Source organism: Streptomyces sp. NPDC048415, from assembly GCF_040651675.1.
Classification (GTDB): domain Bacteria; phylum Actinomycetota; class Actinomycetes; order Streptomycetales; family Streptomycetaceae; genus Streptomyces.
In genome coordinates this window covers 1-17,107 of sequence record NZ_JBEZKJ010000138.1, presented here as the reverse complement: position 1 = coordinate 17,107, position 17,107 = coordinate 1, and the positions used below count along the sequence as shown (strand labels likewise).

The window sequence follows — 17,107 nt, the reverse complement described above, 5'->3', positions numbered from 1 at the left end:
GAGTACAACGTCCGCCGCAGCTACCGCGACCTCATCCACACCGCCTACGAAAACGTCGCCATCGTCCCCGCCGACCGGATCCCCGACCACGTCAAGGACGGCCAGTACGAGATCAGCGGCTGGGTCACCACCGGTACCGACCGGCGCCAGCGCGGAACACGCGATGCCGCGCCCCTGCGGATCGACGGGAGCCGAGGTGACTGGGACGCGATCGAGAACCTCTGGTTGGCCGGCGACCTCACCGACGACGAGTTCGAGGACCACTTCACCGACGACGTCATCGTGGCGGACATCGGTGAGGGCACCGACGGATGGGAGTTCGACGGAGGCAGCTACTCCGTTGAACTCAGATAACACCCAGAAGGGAACCGTGCATGAGCACCAATCCTGAACGGCCTACGTTACCGCTGATCACCGTGCACGCGGAGGCAGCCGCGGGCGCACGGCGTCGTGTGTCCGATCTCCTGGAAGCCGCGGGCGCAAGGCCGGAGGAGGTGCAGCACCTCCTGGCGGTGATCGAGGCCGGGGCCGTGGAGGGCGCTCATCGGCCACGCAACCAGCCGGGCACCGGCAGCAGCGGCCGGACCTGGGCCCACTCCGCGTCCGTCATGTCCGAGGGATACCGCCGAACACGTTCCGGGTGATCGGCCGCGTTTCCGAACCGGTGAGCGACACAATCACACGTCGGTGCAGCCGAGTTGAACTCCACCGGCGCGAGCACGTACAACTGCGGCAACAGGGCCTCCTGGATCTCGGTTGGCTTCGCAACCCCGAGCTACCAAGAGGCCCTGCCTTCATGCCCGCGACCAGCTGCGATCACCCGATCGAGACTCCCCTTCGACACACACCCCTCAAGATCGGAACGACAACAGCTACTAACCATCCGTGACCTCATCGGATCGGGTGGAACCACCGAAGCGGAAACCTACCGAGAGGCGTATGCCCGCTACGCGTCCGCGCTGTGGCAGCTGCGACAAGCCATGCGCAAAGATACGGTCGCGACCCCGCTGAATCTTGAAGATCCAGTGCTCATCAGGGAACAGCTTCCTCCGGCCAACAGAGACGACTGAGCCAGCAGTCAAACGACAAGCTGAGTGAGGCGGGGAGGCTGCCCAGTGTTGCCGTTGCGGCCGGGAGGCAACGTCTCCCAGCCGTGGGTTGAACGGTGAGCACCGAAACCCCGCCGCCCCGGCCCCGGCCGACCGCCCGGCGCCCCGAACAGACGCCGGACACCTCGCATCGACATGCGCAAAACCATCCGCCGCGACAAGGCCCTTGTCGCGGCAGATGGTTGAGGGATCAGGGAACGGGCTCACTCCGTGGGGACGGGCGCGCAGACCGCGTACACGTCGAAGGTGGTCGAAGCGTCGCCGCCGTTGAATACGGTGCCCGTCCAGCCGGTCGGGGAAAGGGGCGCTCCCAGGGGGAACGTCTCGACCAACCTCAGGTCGTCGCTGCCCGCGCTGACTCCGCCGCCGAGCGGCCTCTTGCCCGCGGGACAGTCCACGGCCGCGCTCGCGGTGGTTCCGACGGCCACCGGCACGTTGCCGACCCCGGCCACCTCATAGCCTTCCCCAGGGCTGACGCGCGCGCAGATCACGTACACGTCCATGACCGACTCAAAGCCGCTGCCGTTGAACACGGCTCCCGCCCAACGGCGCGAGCTCGTGGGGAACGATTCGACCACCCTCATGTCGTCGTCGCCGGTATATACCCCGCCGCCGAGTGGCCTCTTGCCCGCGGGACAGCGCATGGCCGCGCTTCCCGTGGTTCCGACAGCCACCGGCACGTTGGTGACTCCGACCGCCTCATAGTCCGCCTCAGGGCTGACGCGCGCGCAGACCGCGTACACGTCCAACACGGAGTCGGTGCCGCCGTTGAACACAGCTCCCAGCCAGCCGGTCACGTCGCCGGCCCCTCCCAAGGGGAACGACTCGATCAGCCTCATGTCGTCGTTCCCCGTATGGACTCCGCCACCGACCGGCCTCTTGCCCTCGGGGCAGTCCACCCCCGTAGCTCCGGTGGCTCCCGCAGCCACCGGCACGGTGGCGCTGACCACCTCGTAGCCGGACAGCGGGAAGACAGCCGCATCCGCCTGTGCCGTCGGCGCGGTCATCTCGCCGACCACCAGCACAAGCAACGCCCCCAACGCAGTCAGCAGACGCTTCATTCGGTCTCCTTCGATGGGCCAGGCGTCCCACCTCTTTCGGTGGTGACCGACTCATCGTCCTGCTGCTGCGCGCCGTGCTCGCGGCGCAGATGGGCTATGCACCCGTCCGTGGTATCCCGTCCGAAGGCCGACGATGAATTTTCGAACGCTTCACCCGCCTCGACGCCGCACGCGCCTCAGGCACGGCAGACGCTCTACGACGAGGCCCTCGTCCCCTTCCGTGACGTCTATCAGCGTCTCAAGCACGTCGATCTGGTCGAGCTGGCCGCGGTCGAGATGCCAACCGTCGGCGACGAGGTGGGCATCGAGCCTCGGCGGCCGCGCAAGATTGCCGTGCCGCCCGCCGTCCGCGTGCTGGCAGGCGGCGCGCTCCTGGTAGCCGTCCCGCTCGTCGTTGGTCACGCTGCCAAGGCAGGCCCCTATCGCGCGGTGCAAACCTTCTGCTCCGCCTCCACCGGCAGGGCGATCAAGACGCTGCACGGGGCGGCGGCCCGCAACGCCGTGGAAGCGTGGTTTGGCCGCGGGCCTATTGCCGCGGGCGGAGGCGGGAGGGCGGCCGGGAAAAGGATGCTGGACAAGATCGAAACAGATTCGGCCAACCTCACGCAAAAAGTCATCGCGAAGTGGCAGATCCAGGCGCTCGAAGACAGCCGGCAGAAGAAGACACGAGACCTGGATCGGCGTGAGACGAAGACGAAGATGAGGCAGGACGAGGCGCCCGCGCTGCATGAGCGCAGCAAGGACATGCAGCGCGTCCTGCAGGACCTCCGGTCCGAGCTGGTGAGACGGCTCCCGTCATTCACCACGCTGGTCGAAGCGTGCGACGACTTCACCCAGTACGACTCCCGTCAGCGCGCCGAGGTGGCGGCGATGGTCGATCTCGACGGCCTCGCCGTCATGGTCATGAACTGTCCGATCATCGACGCGGACGGACGGATGACCGAGGAATCGGGGCGGGTCGTCGCCGATGCCGAGGCCAGTTTGCAGGCGAGGGAAACCGAGTCGTGAGTTCGGTACCCCGGCCTTGGTCTGGTGGACTCGCCTAATCGATCATCTCCGGCCCCTCGCAAGGGCCGGGCCGCCGCCCGCAGACGGGTCGGCGGCCAGCCCACCGTCGTCAACACCGACATTCTCCGCGCTGCACGAGACCTGCTGCCCAAGCCCAAGCCCGAGCACTCGATCACCTCGATCGGCAAGCTCCTCGGGTCGGCCCTGGCACGCTCTACAACCACATCCCCGACCTCCGCGAGCCGCGGGCCGGCCGCTCCACCCCGGAGGTAGACGCACGATGAGGCCCGAGCCCGAACCTGCCGCGAACGGCACCGCGGGGGCCTCAACGGGCCGACCCGCCCGCCCCCTGACGCGCGCGACGCTGGCCGAGCGCGGCTTTGACGGCTTCGTGCCGTTCGCCGATCTCCCCCACAGCACCGTCCCCGCCGGGAAGGGCATCTACGTCGTGCTGCGTCCCTCCGCCTCACCCCCGGTCTTCCTCACACGCAGCCCCGCCGGCCACCGCAAGGGCCACGACCCCACCACGACGACCGCCGCCCTCAACAGCGCCTGGGTGCCCGGCGCCACAGTGGTGTACGTCGGCAAGGCCGCTGGCCGCCAAGGGCTGAGCAAGCGGCTCAACGCCTACCGCCGCCAGGGCCAGGGGCGCAACGCCGGGCACAGCGGCGGCGAGTACATCTGGCAGCTCGCCGACTCCGACACGCTCCTGGTCGCCTGGCGCACCGTGGCCGATCCGCCCGCCGGCCAAGCCGAGGCGGAGCTGATCGCGGAGTTCACCGCGCTTCACGGAGCGCTCCCCTTCGCCAACCGCAACCGGGGCTCCTCGATCTAAGCTTGTTTTTTTATCTACCAAGATCTTCCGGGTTTGCCGATGGCCTTGAGAGTCTCGGGGCGTTTGACGGTCTTGCCCCTGGCCTGGGGCTATAGGTGGTCCACTACTGTCGCCAGCAGGGGCCGGGACGGCCCCGATGTCACGGCTGCCGTCCCGCTCGCTCTGCCGTTCCTCAGCCCAGTGACAGGTCGCCCTGATCGTCCTTGATCTTCACCTTGACCCAGGCGTGGCCGCTGCTGTTGCCGTCGCCGACGCCGACGACGTTGCACTCGAACTCCCGGCCCGCCTCGACGGGGATGGAAGCGGGGCAGCTGACATCGTCGATGGTCGGGGGCTTGGCGAAGTCGGCGGATTTGACGTTGTTGAGCACCGCCCGCGCCAGCGCGTCCTGATCCAGGACGCGCTGCGGCTGCACGGCGGGACTCCCGGCCAGCAGCATGATGGTGAAAGTGAGCGCACAACAGGCGATCACGGCCAGGGAGAGCGCGATGACGGTACGGGCGAAGCTGCGTTGATCAGTCACGCGGACAGTCCTATCCGGCTGTCCGTGCTCATACAACCCCCCTGTGGTGACGTGAAGTTGCCTCTCAGTCTCTGCGGAGTGCTCCCGCACCACTGCCTGCGCGGCCGGAGAGGAGCTTGTGCACCCCCGCAGGACGAGGAGTGGGGCGGACGCCGCTTCTTGTTTGTTGTCTTCCGGCATCGAATGGTGTCTCGAACTGGGTCGCTCACCTGAGGGTTCGCCGGACGTGGGGGGCGGCCTTCGTCTGATCATGTGCTCCGACCAAGGTGGGCTGAGGCCGTGACGGGCCGCCCGACGACTGAGTGTGCGGCTGCTCCGGTCGGTCGAGGGCGCCTTCGGCGGCGCTCCGCGCTGGGCTTGCGGCCGCCCTGGACAGCCCTGACCAGCCTGAACGACGGTCTGGCTATCGGGCGGCCTGGGAACCTCTGGCGCCCTGGGGATCTCGACGCGCGGTCACCGTCCCCAGGTCCTCGACGGTCACGGCGTCAGCGTCCCCCTGGCCCATTACGCGACGTTCTGGGTGGGGAATTGACCCAGTGCCAGTTCACCGGCGCCCACTTCTTCTTCAGCGCGGTGCGCTGCTTGGCGTAGGTGCGCAGCGCCGTCTCCACGACCGATGCGAGGTCGCCGAGGTCGTCCGGGGCGGGCACGCGCAGCACCAGGTGCTGCTTGTTGTGGACGAGCAGCAGGTGGCCGTCCGGGGAGCAGGCCGTGAGGGTGAAGTGGGTCAGCGGCTTGAAGGCCTTCGCTTCGGTGTCGAGGCGGGCGCGCAGCTGCCCGCCGACGTTCCACGCGAACAGGCCGTAGCGGTTGAGGTGGAAGGCGCGGTGACGGTGGGGGTCGGCTGCCACGGTGAAGCAGAAGCCGGTGAAGGGGCTGTCCCGCCACTCGTGCATGCCGTGCAGACGTCCCGTCATCTCGCCCTGGTCGTTGACGAGGGCGAAGACGAACGGCTGTCCCCGGCTGCCGCCGCGGAAAGTGCGGGCGAAGAGCGGAACGACGACCAGGTCCTCCGCCAGCGGCACCGGGCGCCCGAGTAACTCAGAGGTGCAGGTCGACCTGCAAGGTTTCGCCTGGGGAGAGGTTGCTCCGAGGTGGCTGCGAGCGTTGTCAGAGTGAGTTGGCAAGATCGCGGCTATGAACAGCACTCCGACCACTCCACCGCGGCCGTTCGACGTCATCGCGGTCTTCCCTCAGCTGGCGCCGCTGGCGCGCACGGCGACTCGGTTGCACCCCCGCCCCGGGTCTCCGTCACCGCAGGACAGTTCCATCGGCGGACCGCTGCTATGGCCCGCCGACGAGCCGTGGCCGCACTGCGACGGACCTCATGTGGTGGACGGAATGAACGAGGCTCTGTCCCCAGCGGACGTGAGGTTGGAACGGCAGATCCGTGCCGCCTCGCGCGGCAGGGGCCTGACCCCGCAGGAGCGAGAGGCCCTGGAGCGAATCCGCCCTCCTCGGAAGTTTCCGCTGAGGGTGGCCATCGCACCGTATGAGGGGTCCATAGCGATGCTGCCGGTCGCACAGTTGTACCTGCGGGACGTGCCCGATCTGCACGCGCCTGAAGGAGCAGACCTGCTCCAAGTCCTGTGGTGCCCCTTCGATCACCCGATCATGCCCAGGACCGCGCTGTTCTGGCGGTCGGCAGCCACGCTCACCGACATCCTCACCACGCCCCCCGAACCGCCCGCGATGCAGTTCGACAACTACCTGCCCGAGCCGTGTCTGCTCAACCCAGAGCAGGTCACCGAATACCCCGATCACCTGGAGTTGAGCAAGGAATTCCAGGAGCAGCTCGGGACCTGGAGCGAATGGCAGGCAGCCGTCACGGATGTGGACGACTACGCGTCGTCCCCGGAGGAGTTCTACGACCGTGAGTTGGCCGGCGCACCCGGCTGGAAAGTCGGCGGCTGGCCTCGCTGGGGCGCCACCGACCCCACCCCCCGGCTCTGCCCTGCCTGCGGCAGCGACATGGATGCCCTACTGACCATCGCCACGTTCGAGGGCGACGACGACAGCAGCTGGCTCCCGAACGAAGTTTGCGAAGACCGAGAACACACCAGTCCGTCCTCCAGCCACACTGGGCCGGAGGGTCAGGCCGTGATCGACTTCTTCCGCGCCCAAGGCATTGAGGTGCACGACCGCGGTCGCGTCCCCCGCGATGCCCGCGTCGCGCCCCTCGGCACCAACCCTGTTCCAAGGCAACCGACCGCCGTCCAGATCGGCAGCGGCTACGACCAGCAGCTCTACGTCTGTCCGGCAGCGCCAGAGCACCCCCACTCCGAGCTGATGCACTAGCCGGCCCCATCTCGGTAACGTCTCGTGACGGTTCGTGATCTTGGTTCAGGTGGTGCGGCCGTGCTCCAGCTGGAGCAGGACGAGGGCGGCTCGGGCGATCCGAGTGATGCCGCTGGGGTCGAGGCTGACCCGGCGGAGGGCCCTGAAGGTGACCTTGAGCAGGGCGTTGGCCCGCTCGGCGACCGCATGGACGCCTGCTGGGCGTCGTCGAGTTCGCCGCCTTTGGGCTTCTTGACCGGTGGCGGAAGCCGTCGCCGGCGTTCTCGTAGCCGAGGTCGGTCAGGGTGGGAATGTCCAGGGTGGAGGCGAGCCGGTTGAGGGCGTCGACCAGGCCGTGGGTGCGGGCGCAGGTGGTGTCATGCTCGCGGCCGGGGCGGACCGGGGAGAGCCAGATCGGCCAGCCGTCGGGGGCGGAGATGACCTGGACATTGCCGCCGTGGTGCTTTTGCTTCCCGGACCACCAGAGATCGGCGCCGTTGGGGCCGGGGGCGGCGACGCGGTCGGTACGGATGACGGTGCCGTCCAGGTTGAGATGGGTGTGGCCGGCGGCCGCCGCCCGTTCCAGCGCGGTGGACAGATCCGGGGCGTGGTCGGCGAGCACGGTCAGCCCCTCGTGCAAGTAGCGGTACGCGGTGGGTACCGAAACCCCGTTGTCCCGGGCGAGTTGGGCCAGCCGGGTCCCGTCGACGAACCACCGCAGCACCAGGACACCCTGCTTGAAGACGCCAGAGCGCGGGTTCCCTTGCGGGTACCGAGCCGTTCGCGGTGCTCGCGCAAGAGCCGGGCGAGAGTCTCAGCGGTTTCCCTGCCGACGTCGAGTGTTGCGGTGGAGGTGATACTGGTCAACGCGTGAAGCCTCTGGGTTCCGGAACGTGATCTTCGCAGACCTGTTCCTACCAGGGGCTTCTCGCGTATCTGATGCCGGGTCAAGCCCGTCTGATGGCAGAGCCCTAGTCAGTCAGGAAGATCGCGGATCTGCCGGACGGGCGGCCCAGCCAATACTCTGAGCCCCGTCCGCACTATCTGGGAGAGTCATGACAAGTAGGTTCACCGAGTTAGCCGTTGACTGCCACGATCCGGAGAGGCTCGCGGCCTTCTGGTGCGAGGCCCTGGACTTCAAGGTGATCGACCGGAGCGAGGGCAAGGTCGAGATCGGCTCCTGGGTGCCGACCGTCGAGGATGTTCGGGCCCGCCAGATGCCGCCCACCCTGCTGTTCATCCAGGTACCCGAGGGCAAGACCGTGAAGAACCGGCTTCACCTCGACGTCAGCCCGATCGACGGCAGCACCGAGGACGAGGTGACCAGACTGCTCGACCTCGGCGCCACCAAGACGGATGTGGGCCAGGGCTCAGACCGAAACTGGGTGGTCATGGCAGACCCCGAGGGCAACGAGTTCGACGTCCTACGCACCTTGGCACCGCAGAACTAGGCCGCGAGCGGGCACCCGCACCCCGTCACACACCGCAACCGTCACATTGCCGAGAAGACCTCAATGAAGAACGTGTCCGCGGTATCAATCATCCGGCGCTGCTCCGGGAGCAGTCGCTGCCCTCCGACACTTGGGGCTTCCTGGGCGCAGGTGCTGCCTCCTGCGGTTCGCGGCTCTGGATGTATTTGGGGCAATTGCCGTATGCCTGGTCCACTGAATCTTCTCTTCGCCGCCCTCCAGGACTAACCAGGTGTTCGCCCTAGCGGTCGCAGGTCCGCGACGACGGCCGCAGGAGGCCGCGAGCAGCAGATCAGGGCGCTGCCGTCGGCCAGCCGACCGTTGTCGGTAGCAAGCCTTCCGAGCGACTCCGGGACCCCTAGATGGCCGCGGCGACGGCCGGTCCTTCGGCGCCGTCCCGCATCGCCTTCTCGTCGTCGGCAAGGATGATCCGGTCACCTCCAGGACCGGGGCCGGCGACTCGGCGGCGGCTTTGCGATTGGTCTCCGGGCCCCGCCGCACCGCCAGGAACATCAGCAGTCCGCCGAAGACGATGAGCACGATCGGCGTGAACCGGTACGGCATCAGGTGGCTCAGCCAGAGCAGCCAGAAGGTGTAGAGGCCGGGCAGGATCAGGCCGAACATGTACCCGATGCTGTAGCCGCTGGCGCGGCCGGACGCCGGGAAGCGTTCGGGCAGGTAGGTCAGGAGGACCCAAGGGGAGCGGACGGGATCACCTGGGCGACGACGTAGATCAGCCCGACGACCTAGGCCAAACTTCTACTCCGAGATCGCGTCCTGCGCAGTGAGTTCGAGGAGTCGTTTGGCTGTGTGTCGGCGCCCGACTGTCACTGCCCTCCGCGTTGCTGCCGGGGGTGACCGGGGCGGCGGCCCTGCGGCTGTTCGGGGGTTGGGCGCACGGTTGAGTCGGGGACGGGGCGGCTCGCAGGGGAGCCGACGGTGAGGGTGAGTGCTTCGCCGTGGTGTCGGACTGTCATCGTTGTGCCGGCCAGCAGGGTGTAGGTGACGGTCCCTGTCTTGATCTCGACGCGCAGGCGGCGGCCCCAGATCCCCATGTGGAAGGTGAGCCGGCTGAGATTCTCGGGTAGTCGGGGCGTGAACGATAGCGTGTCGCCGGTGTGGCGCATGCCTCCGAAGCCGCATACCAGGGCCATCCACGTTCCGGCCAGTGAGGCGATGTGCAGCCCGTCCCGAGTGTTGTTCTCCAGGTCATTCAGGTCCATCAGTGCCGCTTCTACGACATAGTCGTAGGCCAGGTGTTCATGGCAGACCTCCGCCGCTATGACCGCTTGGCAGCATGCGGACAGTGACGAGTCGCGGACCGTCAGCGGTTCGTAGTAGGCGAAATTGCGGGCCTTTTGCTCGGCGTCGAAAGACTGGTCGCACGTGTACATGGCCAGTACCAGGTCCGCCTGCTTCACCACCTGCTTGCGGTAGATGTCAAAGTAGGGGAAGTGCAGCAGCAAGGGGTACTGGTCGGGCCGGGTGGCGGCGAAATCCCACGGCTGGTGGCGGGTGAACCCCGCATGCTGCTCGTGCACCTGCAGTTCGTCGTTGTAGGGCAGGTGCATGGCTTCCGCGGCGTCGCGCCAGGCTGCTGTCTCCTCGTCATCCACGCCAAGAGCCGCCGCCTGGTGGGGGTGGCGTTCGGCGCTGTCGGCCGCTCCGCGCAGGTTCTTGGCGGCCATGAGGTTGGTGTAGGCGTTGTCGTCGGTGACCGCGCTGTACTCGTCCGGACCGGTTACGCCGTCGATGTGGAAGGTGCCGCGGTGGTCGTGATGGCCCAGCGACATCCACAGCCGGGCCGTCTCCACGAGGAGCTGCACCCCACTGCTCTGCTCGAAATCCTGGTCGCCGGTGGCGGAGACGTAGCGGATGACGGCGTCCGCGATATCGGCGTTGACATGGAACGCGGCAGTGCCGGCCGGCCAGTAGGCGGTGCACTCCGAGCCGTCGATAGTCCGCCATGGGAATGCTGCTCCGCGCAGCCCGAGCTGCCGCGCCCGGTCCCGGGCCGCTGGCAGGGTGCTTTGCCGCCAGCGCAGCGCCTCGGCGACGGCTCCGGGCGAGGTATAGGTGAGCAGCGGCAGGACGAAGGTCTCGGTGTCCCAGAATGAGTGGCCGTCGTAGCCGGTGCCGGTCAGCCCCTTGGCGGGGATGGCCCGCTGCTCGGCGCGTGCGCCGGCTTGCAGCACGTGGAACAGCGCGAACCGCACGGCTTGCTGGATTTCCTCGTCTCCGTCAATTTCGACATCGGAGCGTGCCCAGAACTCGTCCAGGTAGTGCCGCTGCTCGTCCACCAGTCCTTGCCAGCCGGTGCTGCCGGCTGCTGCGAGCGCGGCTTCCACCTGGTCCCGTACGGCGGGCAAGGAACGGATGCGTGACCAGCCGTAGGCGACCAGCTTGTTGATCCTCAGCTTCTGGCCGGGGGTCAGCAGCGATGTGACCGTCAGGCGCGCGACATCGTCGTTGCTCTCGACACTGGTCTGCGTCTGCACGGGCCCCCGCACGGTGTGGTCGGCTGCGGCCGCGACCCGCAGCTTGCTGTTGCGCGTGCAGTGGATCAGACTCAGACGGCTTCCCAGCGCTTGGTTCTCTTCCGCATCAAGTGGTGACTCCAGGGCCGCAGCGGCGCGGGGATCGCCTGCGACTGCGGGAAGTTGTTCGTTGGCGACGAGTTCGGACTGCACCACGATGCGCACTGGGGTGTCGACGGCTTCGACTTCGTAGGCGACGGCGGCGATGGAGCGCTGAGTGAAGGAGACCATCCGAGTGGAGCGCACCCGGACCGTGCGGCCCGCCGGCGAGGTCCACGTACAGCTGCGGTGGAGAAGACCGGCACGCAGGTCCAGCACACGCTCGTGAGCGCGGAGCCTGCCGTAGCGCAGGTCGAAGGGCTCGTCGTCGACCAGCAACCGCAGAATTTTGCCGTTGGTGACGTTGATCGCGGTCTGGCCGGACTCGGGGTAGCCGTACCCTCCTTCCGCGTAGGGCAACGGGTGCAACTCGTGAAAGCCGTTGAGGTAGGAGCCGGGCAGCCCGTGAGGCTCGCCCTCGTCCAGGTTTCCGCGCCAGCCGACATGACCGTTGGAGAGCGCGAAGACCGATTCGCTCTGTGGCAGCAGATCCAAGTTGAGAGGCGTTTCCTTCAGGGCCCAGGGATCGACGGCGAAACAAGTGTCTGTGATCATCCCCGGCGCTCCAGCTCCGCGAGGTCCTGTACGACGATGTCAGCGCCGTGGGCGCGCAGGGCGTCCGCCTGGCCGACCCGGTCGACCCCTACGACATAGCCGAAGTGGCCCGACCGGCCGGCGTCCATCCCGGCGAGTGCGTCCTCGAAAACAGCCGACACCCGGGCTGTGACGCCCAGGTCATGGGCGGCGGCCAGGAACGTATCGGGATGCGGTTTGCCGGGAAGCCCGCGCTCCGCGGCCACCAGCCCGTCGATGCGAACGTCAAACAGCGCTTCGGCCCCCACCGACACCAGGATCTCCCGGCAATTCGCGCTGGAGGACACAACGCCTGTCTTCAGGCCGTGCTGCCGGACCGTCCGGATATAGCGCATGGTGCCCGGGTACGATTCGGCACCTTTCGTGCGGATCTTCTCCAGCAACAGATCGTTCTTGCGATTCCCTAGACCCTGCACCGTATCCCCCTCGTCGTCCGGGGAGCCCTCGGGGAGCTTGATACCGCGCGAGGCGAGGAAGCTGCGCACCCCGTCGGTGCGCGGCCTTCCGTCCACGTACTCGTCATAGTCCTGGGTGGCGTCGAACGGCGTGAAGCCGGATCCGTCGTGCCGGAGGAGGAAGTCGTCGAACGTCTGCTTCCAGGCAGCCGCATGTATGACGGCCGTCTTCGTGATGACACCGTCCAGATCGAACAGGCACGCTTCAACCGATTCCGGCAGGCCGTACTGGGTCATTGAGTACACCCTCCCCAGAGAACGTGACCAGCTCGGCAGAGGGCATTGGGATGGTTTGCCGCTCTGCGCTGGGGGCCTTGTCCGGCGTGCGGCAACTTGCCGGCTGCGCCCGTGCCCATGAATTACGATCCTCCCGGTTCCGGTCGGGTGCAACAGACGAGCACCCTGGGACTGCCGGGGTGCATCAGTCCCTCCACATAGTGCACACGCAGCTCGCGGGCGATGGTGGCGTTGGCCTGCCCGTCGGTCGCGGCCGACGAGGTCCTCCTGCGCGGGGCGCAGGCTGCCCGCCGGGCATCGCTCGGAAGCCCCGCGTTCCGGACTCCACTTCCACCGAGCCGTGAACGACAACACGTCGACGACCACCAGATACGCTGCAGTGACGCGCCTCGTAGGGCTGGCTGAAGAACTCGCCGATCTTCATGTTCTTCGCGGTGGCGGTGTGGCTGCTCGCCGACGACTTCCTCGCCGCGGGCTTCGCCTTCGGGGCCCGTTCGGGCTCGCCGCCCGCACAGGCGTCCTGGCCGCGCGGCACGCCAGGATGAGTGCCCCGCTCGGCCCTGGACCGTGACCGTCGCCGACTCCGACGAGGCAGTGCGCTTCACGGGCCCGCACATGGAGACCCGCCGGGGCTGGCAGCCCTTCGGCGGGTACGTGGAGACCGCTGCCGGATTCGTCCTGCTGTCCTCGGCCCCGTACTCGGTGGTTGTCTAGCACCTGCCGAAGCGCGCCCTGGGCCGGGCCGACACCGACCGGCTGCGCGGCATACTCGACCGCCGCCTGCCCCGCCACGGCGGCCGTCCGCCCCGGCATTGAGGGGCCGGTAGGATCCGCGGGTCGTCTTACCGGGGAGGGACCATGGCTGAGGGCCGCGAATTCACCAACAACAGCGCGGAAGTCGCCGCCGATGTCGTGGACGAAGCGGCGGTGCAGCTGGTGTACCGCCCGCAGCCCGCCGACACACTGGTCGGTCTGCGGGTTCGGAAGCGGATCAAGCGGTGGGGGCTGCTGCTGCGGAGCGTGTTCCTCGCACTGTGGGTGGGGCAGTGGCTGGTGGGCACCATAAACCGGGGGAGTGCCGACGTGGTCTCTACCGTTCTGTTTCTGTTCGTCGTCCTGGTGGTGGGTGGCTATCCGCGGCTGCAGGCCGCTCAGGTGCAGCGGATCGTCGGATGGCAGGGCGAGTACCGCACCACCGTGTCCCCGGCCGCGATCACCACCAGCAGCGATCACAGCACGCTCATCCAGAAGTGGTCGGTTCTCCGGGGCTACCGGGAGACGCGCGGCCACTTCGTCCTGCTCAGCCGGGACCCCAACATCATGTGCCTCGAGGTCCTGCCCAAGCACGGGCTGAGCACGGCCGACGACGTCGACCGGCTGCGGGCCCTCCTGGACCGGCACACCACACGCATCTGACGTACGCGCGTACAAGCAGGTCGGTGCACTGCCGGGAACGGTCAACGTCAACCTCGACCGCGGCTACGACAGCGCAAAGTCCCGTGCGCTGATAGCCGAGTTGGGGTTCACAGCCGAGATCGCGCGCAAGGGCGTACCGGCCCCGATCCAGGCTGGCAAGCGCTGGGTGGTCGAGCGCACCCACTCGTGGATGAACGACTACGGCAAGCCCCGGCGTTGCACGGAGACGAGCGACAGCGTCGTGGACTTCTACCTCTACCTCGCCGCCGCTCTCGTCACGCTCCGTATGCTGATCCGCCGAGCGACGAGCCGCTATCGCTGGGACGGCCGCCCCACCACCCGGCGCCTCAAGTGATCCAATTGCCGGTCGCTCTTATTTGGGGACGTCGAGCCACACTGTCTTTCCCCGGCCGTGGGGAGAATTGCCCCACGCGGAGGAAAGGATTTCCACAATGCTCAGCCCCATCCCGTGCTCCGCCACGGCGTTCGCCTCGTCGGAGTCGGTGATGGATGTCGGCACTGGAGGCTTGGCATCGGTGTCACGGACCTCGAAATGAATGCGGTCGGGGTATTCACGTAGCCACACCTCGACATCACTGTCGGCGTGAATGAGCGCATTGGTGACGATTTTGGAAGCCATCACTTCCATGTCGTCGACAAGTCTCTGCAGGTCCCGTCTGAGCAGGTAACTTCTAACGAACCTCCGTACGGACCTCACGCCCTGGATGTCGTGCCTCCGTATGGCCATCCGGTCGACCCTGCGGACCGAGCCGAGAGGATTTCCCTCGTAAAGAGCGAACAGGGGTGCCATGTCGTCCAGTCGGCGCTCGAGGTGCTTCGACGCACCCGTGACGAGCAAGTCCGCAATCTTGTGCAGGGAACGCGCTTCTACTCTGTCGGCTGAAGCGAGAAGGCTGCGTGCGTCGGCCACCGGGTCGCCGGTGGGGGAGTTGACGATTCCGTCCGTGTACAGCATCAGGAGTGTCTCCGGGCGGATGGTGATCTCCGTGCTGCTATACACATAGCCGGGCTCGCACTGCCGCGCGATCGGGGAGAAAGAGGGGTTGTCCGGCGCAGAGCACATCTGCACTGGGGTGTTCTGTTCCAGGGGCGCCCCGTGGATCGTCCGCACCAGCTCCGCAGACTCGCTGTGCCCGACCACCCGGACGGTAATGGGAGCTCGCGCAGGCCCTGAAGAGCTGAACCGAGGACGGGCTCGCGCCCCGGGCTCTGTCGGGTGGCCTGCCGCCGCTTCTTCCTCGACGCAGCCGCTGACCCCGCCGGCCCGCCGGCACAGGGATCACCGCCCCGCGCTTGCGGGAGCTTAACTGCGTGCGAAGGCCAGCAGGTCCTCGTTGAACTGTTCGGCGAACCTGGGGATCATCGACAGGCCGTGTGGGGCGCCCGGGTAGACCTTGAAGGTCGCGTCCTTGACCAGCTTCGAAGACTTGTTGCCGGCGGCCACGATGGGAACGATCTGGTCGTCGTCGCCGTGTGCGATCAGGGTGGGAACGTCGAACTTCTTCAAGTCCTCGGTGAGGTCTGTCTCGGAGAACGCCTTGATGCAGTCATAGGCGCCCTTGATGCCCACCGACATCGACCAGAGCCAGAACTCGTCGCGGGTTCCCTGGGTGACGGTCGAACCCTCGCGGTTGGCGCCGTAGAACGCTGCGCTGAGGTCCTTGTAGAACTGTGAACGGTCCTCTGCGACGCCCGCTCGGATCTCTTCGAAGACCTCGATTGGCAGTCCTTCGGGGTTCGCTTCGGTTTTGAGCATCAGCGGCGCGATCGCGCTGAGCAGTACGGCTTTGGCGACCCGGCCGGAGCCGTGCCTGCCGATGTAGCGTGCGACCTCGCCGCCGCCGGTCGAGTGTCCGACCAGGATGGCATCGCGCAGGTCGAGCGTTTCGATGAGCGATGCCAGGTCGTCGGCGTACGTGTCGAGGTTGTTCCCGTCCCAGGTCTGACCGGAGCGTCCGCCCCCGCGCCGGTCGTGGGCGATCGCCCGGAACCCGTTGTCCGCCATCAGTTTCAGCTGGGGGTCCCACGCGTCGGCGGTCAATGGCCAGCCGTGCGAGAACACGACCGGCTGACCCGATCCCCAGTCCTTGTAGAAGATCTCTGTACCGTCTTTGGCAGTGACGAAGGGCATGGTGCGGTTCCTTTCGAAGATATCCAGAACGCCACGCTGGTCCGGATTCCGGGGTCCGGTCGGAAAGCTGAGGTCGAGCCGCCGACCAACAGCGGACCTGCGAGAAATCGACGGGGAGGGCAGGCGGCGAAAGGCGACCGGAATGAGTACGTCCTCTTAGCCACGATACCCAAGAGGTAGCACTGGCTTCATTCACGACTCGCGGCAGCCGCAAGGGCGGTTCACGACTGCTGGAGGCGGTCGTGGTTGAGTGCAGTTCCGCCGACAACGGCGCGGCCACCACAGACCACTTGTCCCCGTAGCCAGCGTCTTTGTCCCCGCCCGTCACGAGTCGCAGACGGCTGGACCCCATTCGTCGTTTCCTGGATGCCCCGCGCTGCTGTCCGGCATCGTGAACATCCGGCGAGCACCCGCCGCTGCAGTGCCTCCGAAGCTGCTGTCGAATCGCTGCTCCCTGTCGCGTACAGAGCCGCCACGCCCTTGACCGCCTCGGCTGGCTTCCCCGACCAGCCGGGCTTTCCCATGCAGGGCACGCCCCTGGATCTGGCCAGGTCGGTACGCTTTGCCGCCAATTATGGAAAACCGGGGCATGGCGCCTCCCGGGGCCGGGATAGACACGAGCGTCGGTGCGAGGGGCCCTTCGCTCCGCGAGCGGGCGGTTGTGGCTTGTGGGGGAGGTCCGGGAAAGTGCTGACGATCAACGTTGCCGTACTGCTGGCCGTCATCGTCATCCTGCGGCTGCGTCGCCGTACCGAGGCCCGAAGGTTCTGCGCCGCCGAAAGCGGCCCGGCACGCCGCGCGTTCGACCAGGTCGGCCTGAGGCGCCAGCAGCGGGCTGAGGAGGAGGCCCGCCGTGCGCGCGAACAGGCTGTGCAGGAAGAGAAGGAGCGAAAGGCCCTGGAGACGGCGACGGCCTGGTGGGGCCGGCTGTCCCGCAAGCAGATGGAAGAGCTGTTCGCCGCGGTGGCCGAACGGGCCTGGCGTGAGGAGCAGCTGCGGGTGGAGATTCCCGAGAAGCCGGGCATGGCCGTCCACTTCGCTTACGGGGTGCCCGTGAACTCGCGCGGTCGGCATCACGCGCTGTACGGGATCGTGCGCCCGTGCCCGGAGCTGGTCTCCCTTTCACCGCAGCTGGCGTACCACCGCGTCCTCGTGCGCAACGCCCAGGAGATGAGGGAGTTCGACGAGACGCTGGCCGGCCGAATCACCCACTACGACTTGCCCGAGCACGAACAGCTCACCCTGGACTGAGGTGAAATGCCTTGCGGTCGCGGGGGGGGGCGCGGGGGGGGGGCCGGGGGGGGGGGGGGGGGTGGCGGGGGGGTGGGACCGGCG

16 protein-coding genes and 3 pseudogenes are annotated in these 17,107 nt (G+C 67.4%); 11 read left to right on the top strand and 8 right to left on the bottom strand.

Translation table 11 applies throughout. The features are described from left to right. Together AB0D27_RS42180 and AB0D27_RS42175 are read left to right on the top strand one after the other, a co-directional pair. Positions 1–354, top strand: a pseudogene (locus AB0D27_RS42180) (hypothetical protein); the annotation flags it as partial. 20 nt (positions 355–374) lie between these two features. Further along, positions 375–644, top strand: coding sequence for a hypothetical protein (locus tag AB0D27_RS42175; protein ID WP_362520086.1), 270 nt, complete (start codon positions 375–377; stop codon positions 642–644). A 668-nt stretch (positions 645–1,312) separates the two neighbouring features. Here the strand turns inward: AB0D27_RS42175 and AB0D27_RS42170 are convergent. Then, positions 1,313–2,170, bottom strand: a complete 858-nt coding sequence (locus AB0D27_RS42170) for a hypothetical protein (RefSeq protein ID WP_362520083.1) — start codon at positions 2,168–2,170, stop codon at positions 1,313–1,315. Between the two features lie 108 nt (positions 2,171–2,278). On the opposite strand from AB0D27_RS42170, the gene AB0D27_RS42165 reads away from it, so the two are divergent. Next, a complete protein-coding gene (locus AB0D27_RS42165) occupies positions 2,279–3,178 on the top strand; it encodes a hypothetical protein (RefSeq protein ID WP_362520080.1) in 900 nt (299 codons plus the stop codon). Positions 3,179–3,458: 280 nt separating this feature from the next. Beyond that, positions 3,459–4,013, top strand: coding sequence for a hypothetical protein (locus tag AB0D27_RS42160; protein ID WP_362520078.1), 555 nt, complete (start codon positions 3,459–3,461; stop codon positions 4,011–4,013). Positions 4,014–4,185: 172 nt separating this feature from the next. On the opposite strand, the gene AB0D27_RS42155 is transcribed toward AB0D27_RS42160, so the two are convergent. Together AB0D27_RS42155 and AB0D27_RS42150 are read right to left on the bottom strand one after the other, a co-directional pair. Continuing rightward, positions 4,186–4,536 carry a DUF4333 domain-containing protein gene (locus tag AB0D27_RS42155; protein WP_362520076.1) on the bottom strand — a complete coding sequence of 117 codons (351 nt, stop codon included), beginning with the start codon at positions 4,534–4,536 and terminating at the stop codon, positions 4,186–4,188. 485 nt (positions 4,537–5,021) lie between these two features. Beyond that, complete coding sequence (locus AB0D27_RS42150) at positions 5,022–5,561, bottom strand: hypothetical protein (RefSeq protein ID WP_362520074.1); 540 nt, start codon at positions 5,559–5,561, stop codon at positions 5,022–5,024. Between the two features lie 484 nt (positions 5,562–6,045). On the opposite strand from AB0D27_RS42150, the gene AB0D27_RS42145 reads away from it, so the two are divergent. Beyond that, positions 6,046–6,834: a non-ribosomal peptide synthetase gene (locus AB0D27_RS42145; RefSeq protein WP_362520071.1), complete on the top strand. Its 789-nt coding sequence runs from the start codon at positions 6,046–6,048 to the stop codon at positions 6,832–6,834. A 45-nt stretch (positions 6,835–6,879) separates the two neighbouring features. On the opposite strand, the pseudogene AB0D27_RS42140 reads toward AB0D27_RS42145, so the two are convergent. Beyond that, positions 6,880–7,671, bottom strand: a pseudogene (locus tag AB0D27_RS42140) (transposase family protein). 197 nt (positions 7,672–7,868) lie between these two features. Between AB0D27_RS42140 and AB0D27_RS42135 the strand changes: the two are divergent. Next, positions 7,869–8,264, top strand: coding sequence for a VOC family protein (locus AB0D27_RS42135; RefSeq protein WP_362520068.1), 396 nt, complete (start codon positions 7,869–7,871; stop codon positions 8,262–8,264). A gap of 845 nt (positions 8,265–9,109) precedes the next feature. Here the strand turns inward: AB0D27_RS42135 and AB0D27_RS42130 are convergent. Further along, complete coding sequence (locus AB0D27_RS42130; protein WP_362520066.1) at positions 9,110–11,473, bottom strand: glycosyl hydrolase family 65 protein; 2,364 nt, start codon at positions 11,471–11,473, stop codon at positions 9,110–9,112. Then, positions 11,470–12,204, bottom strand: a complete 735-nt coding sequence (locus tag AB0D27_RS42125) for a beta-phosphoglucomutase family hydrolase (protein WP_362520063.1) — start codon at positions 12,202–12,204, stop codon at positions 11,470–11,472. The genes AB0D27_RS42130 and AB0D27_RS42125 overlap by 4 nt, the downstream gene beginning before the upstream one ends. A gap of 422 nt (positions 12,205–12,626) precedes the next feature. Between AB0D27_RS42125 and AB0D27_RS42120 the strand changes: the two genes are divergently transcribed. The 4 genes and pseudogenes from AB0D27_RS42120 to AB0D27_RS42105 form a co-directional block, all read left to right on the top strand. Beyond that, a complete protein-coding gene (locus AB0D27_RS42120) occupies positions 12,627–12,749 on the top strand; it encodes a hypothetical protein (protein ID WP_362520060.1) in 123 nt (40 codons plus the stop codon). 22 nt (positions 12,750–12,771) lie between these two features. After that, on the top strand, positions 12,772–12,918 hold the full coding sequence (locus AB0D27_RS42115) for a hypothetical protein (protein ID WP_362520057.1): 147 nt from the start codon (positions 12,772–12,774) through the stop codon (positions 12,916–12,918). A 144-nt stretch (positions 12,919–13,062) separates the two neighbouring features. Next, positions 13,063–13,620, top strand: a complete 558-nt coding sequence (locus tag AB0D27_RS42110; protein WP_362520055.1) for a YcxB family protein — start codon at positions 13,063–13,065, stop codon at positions 13,618–13,620. 7 nt (positions 13,621–13,627) lie between these two features. Next, positions 13,628–13,975 (top strand): annotated as a pseudogene (locus AB0D27_RS42105) (IS5/IS1182 family transposase); the annotation flags it as partial. A gap of 18 nt (positions 13,976–13,993) precedes the next feature. On the opposite strand, the gene AB0D27_RS42100 reads toward AB0D27_RS42105, so the two are convergent. Both AB0D27_RS42100 and AB0D27_RS42095 read right to left on the bottom strand, forming a co-directional pair. Continuing rightward, the gene (locus AB0D27_RS42100; protein ID WP_362520053.1) at positions 13,994–14,782 is read right to left on the bottom strand and encodes an ATP-binding protein; all 789 of its coding nucleotides are present in this window, start codon (positions 14,780–14,782) and stop codon (positions 13,994–13,996) included. A 162-nt stretch (positions 14,783–14,944) separates the two neighbouring features. Beyond that, the gene (locus AB0D27_RS42095; protein ID WP_362520050.1) at positions 14,945–15,772 is read right to left on the bottom strand and encodes an alpha/beta hydrolase; all 828 of its coding nucleotides are present in this window, start codon (positions 15,770–15,772) and stop codon (positions 14,945–14,947) included. Between the two features lie 687 nt (positions 15,773–16,459). Between AB0D27_RS42095 and AB0D27_RS42090 the strand changes: the two genes are divergently transcribed. Then, on the top strand, positions 16,460–17,023 hold the full coding sequence (locus tag AB0D27_RS42090) for a hypothetical protein (RefSeq protein ID WP_362520089.1): 564 nt from the start codon (positions 16,460–16,462) through the stop codon (positions 17,021–17,023). The last annotated feature ends 84 nt before the right edge of the window (positions 17,024–17,107 follow it).

Coding starts and splice junctions, on each gene's coding strand:
- AB0D27_RS42175 (WP_362520086.1), top strand. CDS start 375: ATGAGCACCAATCCTGAACGGCCTACGTTACCGCTGATCACCGTGCAC.
- AB0D27_RS42170 (WP_362520083.1), bottom strand. CDS start 2,170: ATGAAGCGTCTGCTGACTGCGTTGGGGGCGTTGCTTGTGCTGGTGGTC.
- AB0D27_RS42160 (WP_362520078.1), top strand. CDS start 3,459: ATGAGGCCCGAGCCCGAACCTGCCGCGAACGGCACCGCGGGGGCCTCA.
- AB0D27_RS42145 (WP_362520071.1), top strand. CDS start 6,046: ATGCTGCCGGTCGCACAGTTGTACCTGCGGGACGTGCCCGATCTGCAC.
- AB0D27_RS42135 (WP_362520068.1), top strand. CDS start 7,869: ATGACAAGTAGGTTCACCGAGTTAGCCGTTGACTGCCACGATCCGGAG.
- AB0D27_RS42130 (WP_362520066.1), bottom strand. CDS start 11,473: ATGATCACAGACACTTGTTTCGCCGTCGATCCCTGGGCCCTGAAGGAA.
- AB0D27_RS42125 (WP_362520063.1), bottom strand. CDS start 12,204: ATGACCCAGTACGGCCTGCCGGAATCGGTTGAAGCGTGCCTGTTCGAT.
- AB0D27_RS42120 (WP_362520060.1), top strand. CDS start 12,627: ATGTTCTTCGCGGTGGCGGTGTGGCTGCTCGCCGACGACTTCCTCGCC.
- AB0D27_RS42110 (WP_362520055.1), top strand. CDS start 13,063: ATGGCTGAGGGCCGCGAATTCACCAACAACAGCGCGGAAGTCGCCGCC.
- AB0D27_RS42095 (WP_362520050.1), bottom strand. CDS start 15,772: ATGCCCTTCGTCACTGCCAAAGACGGTACAGAGATCTTCTACAAGGAC.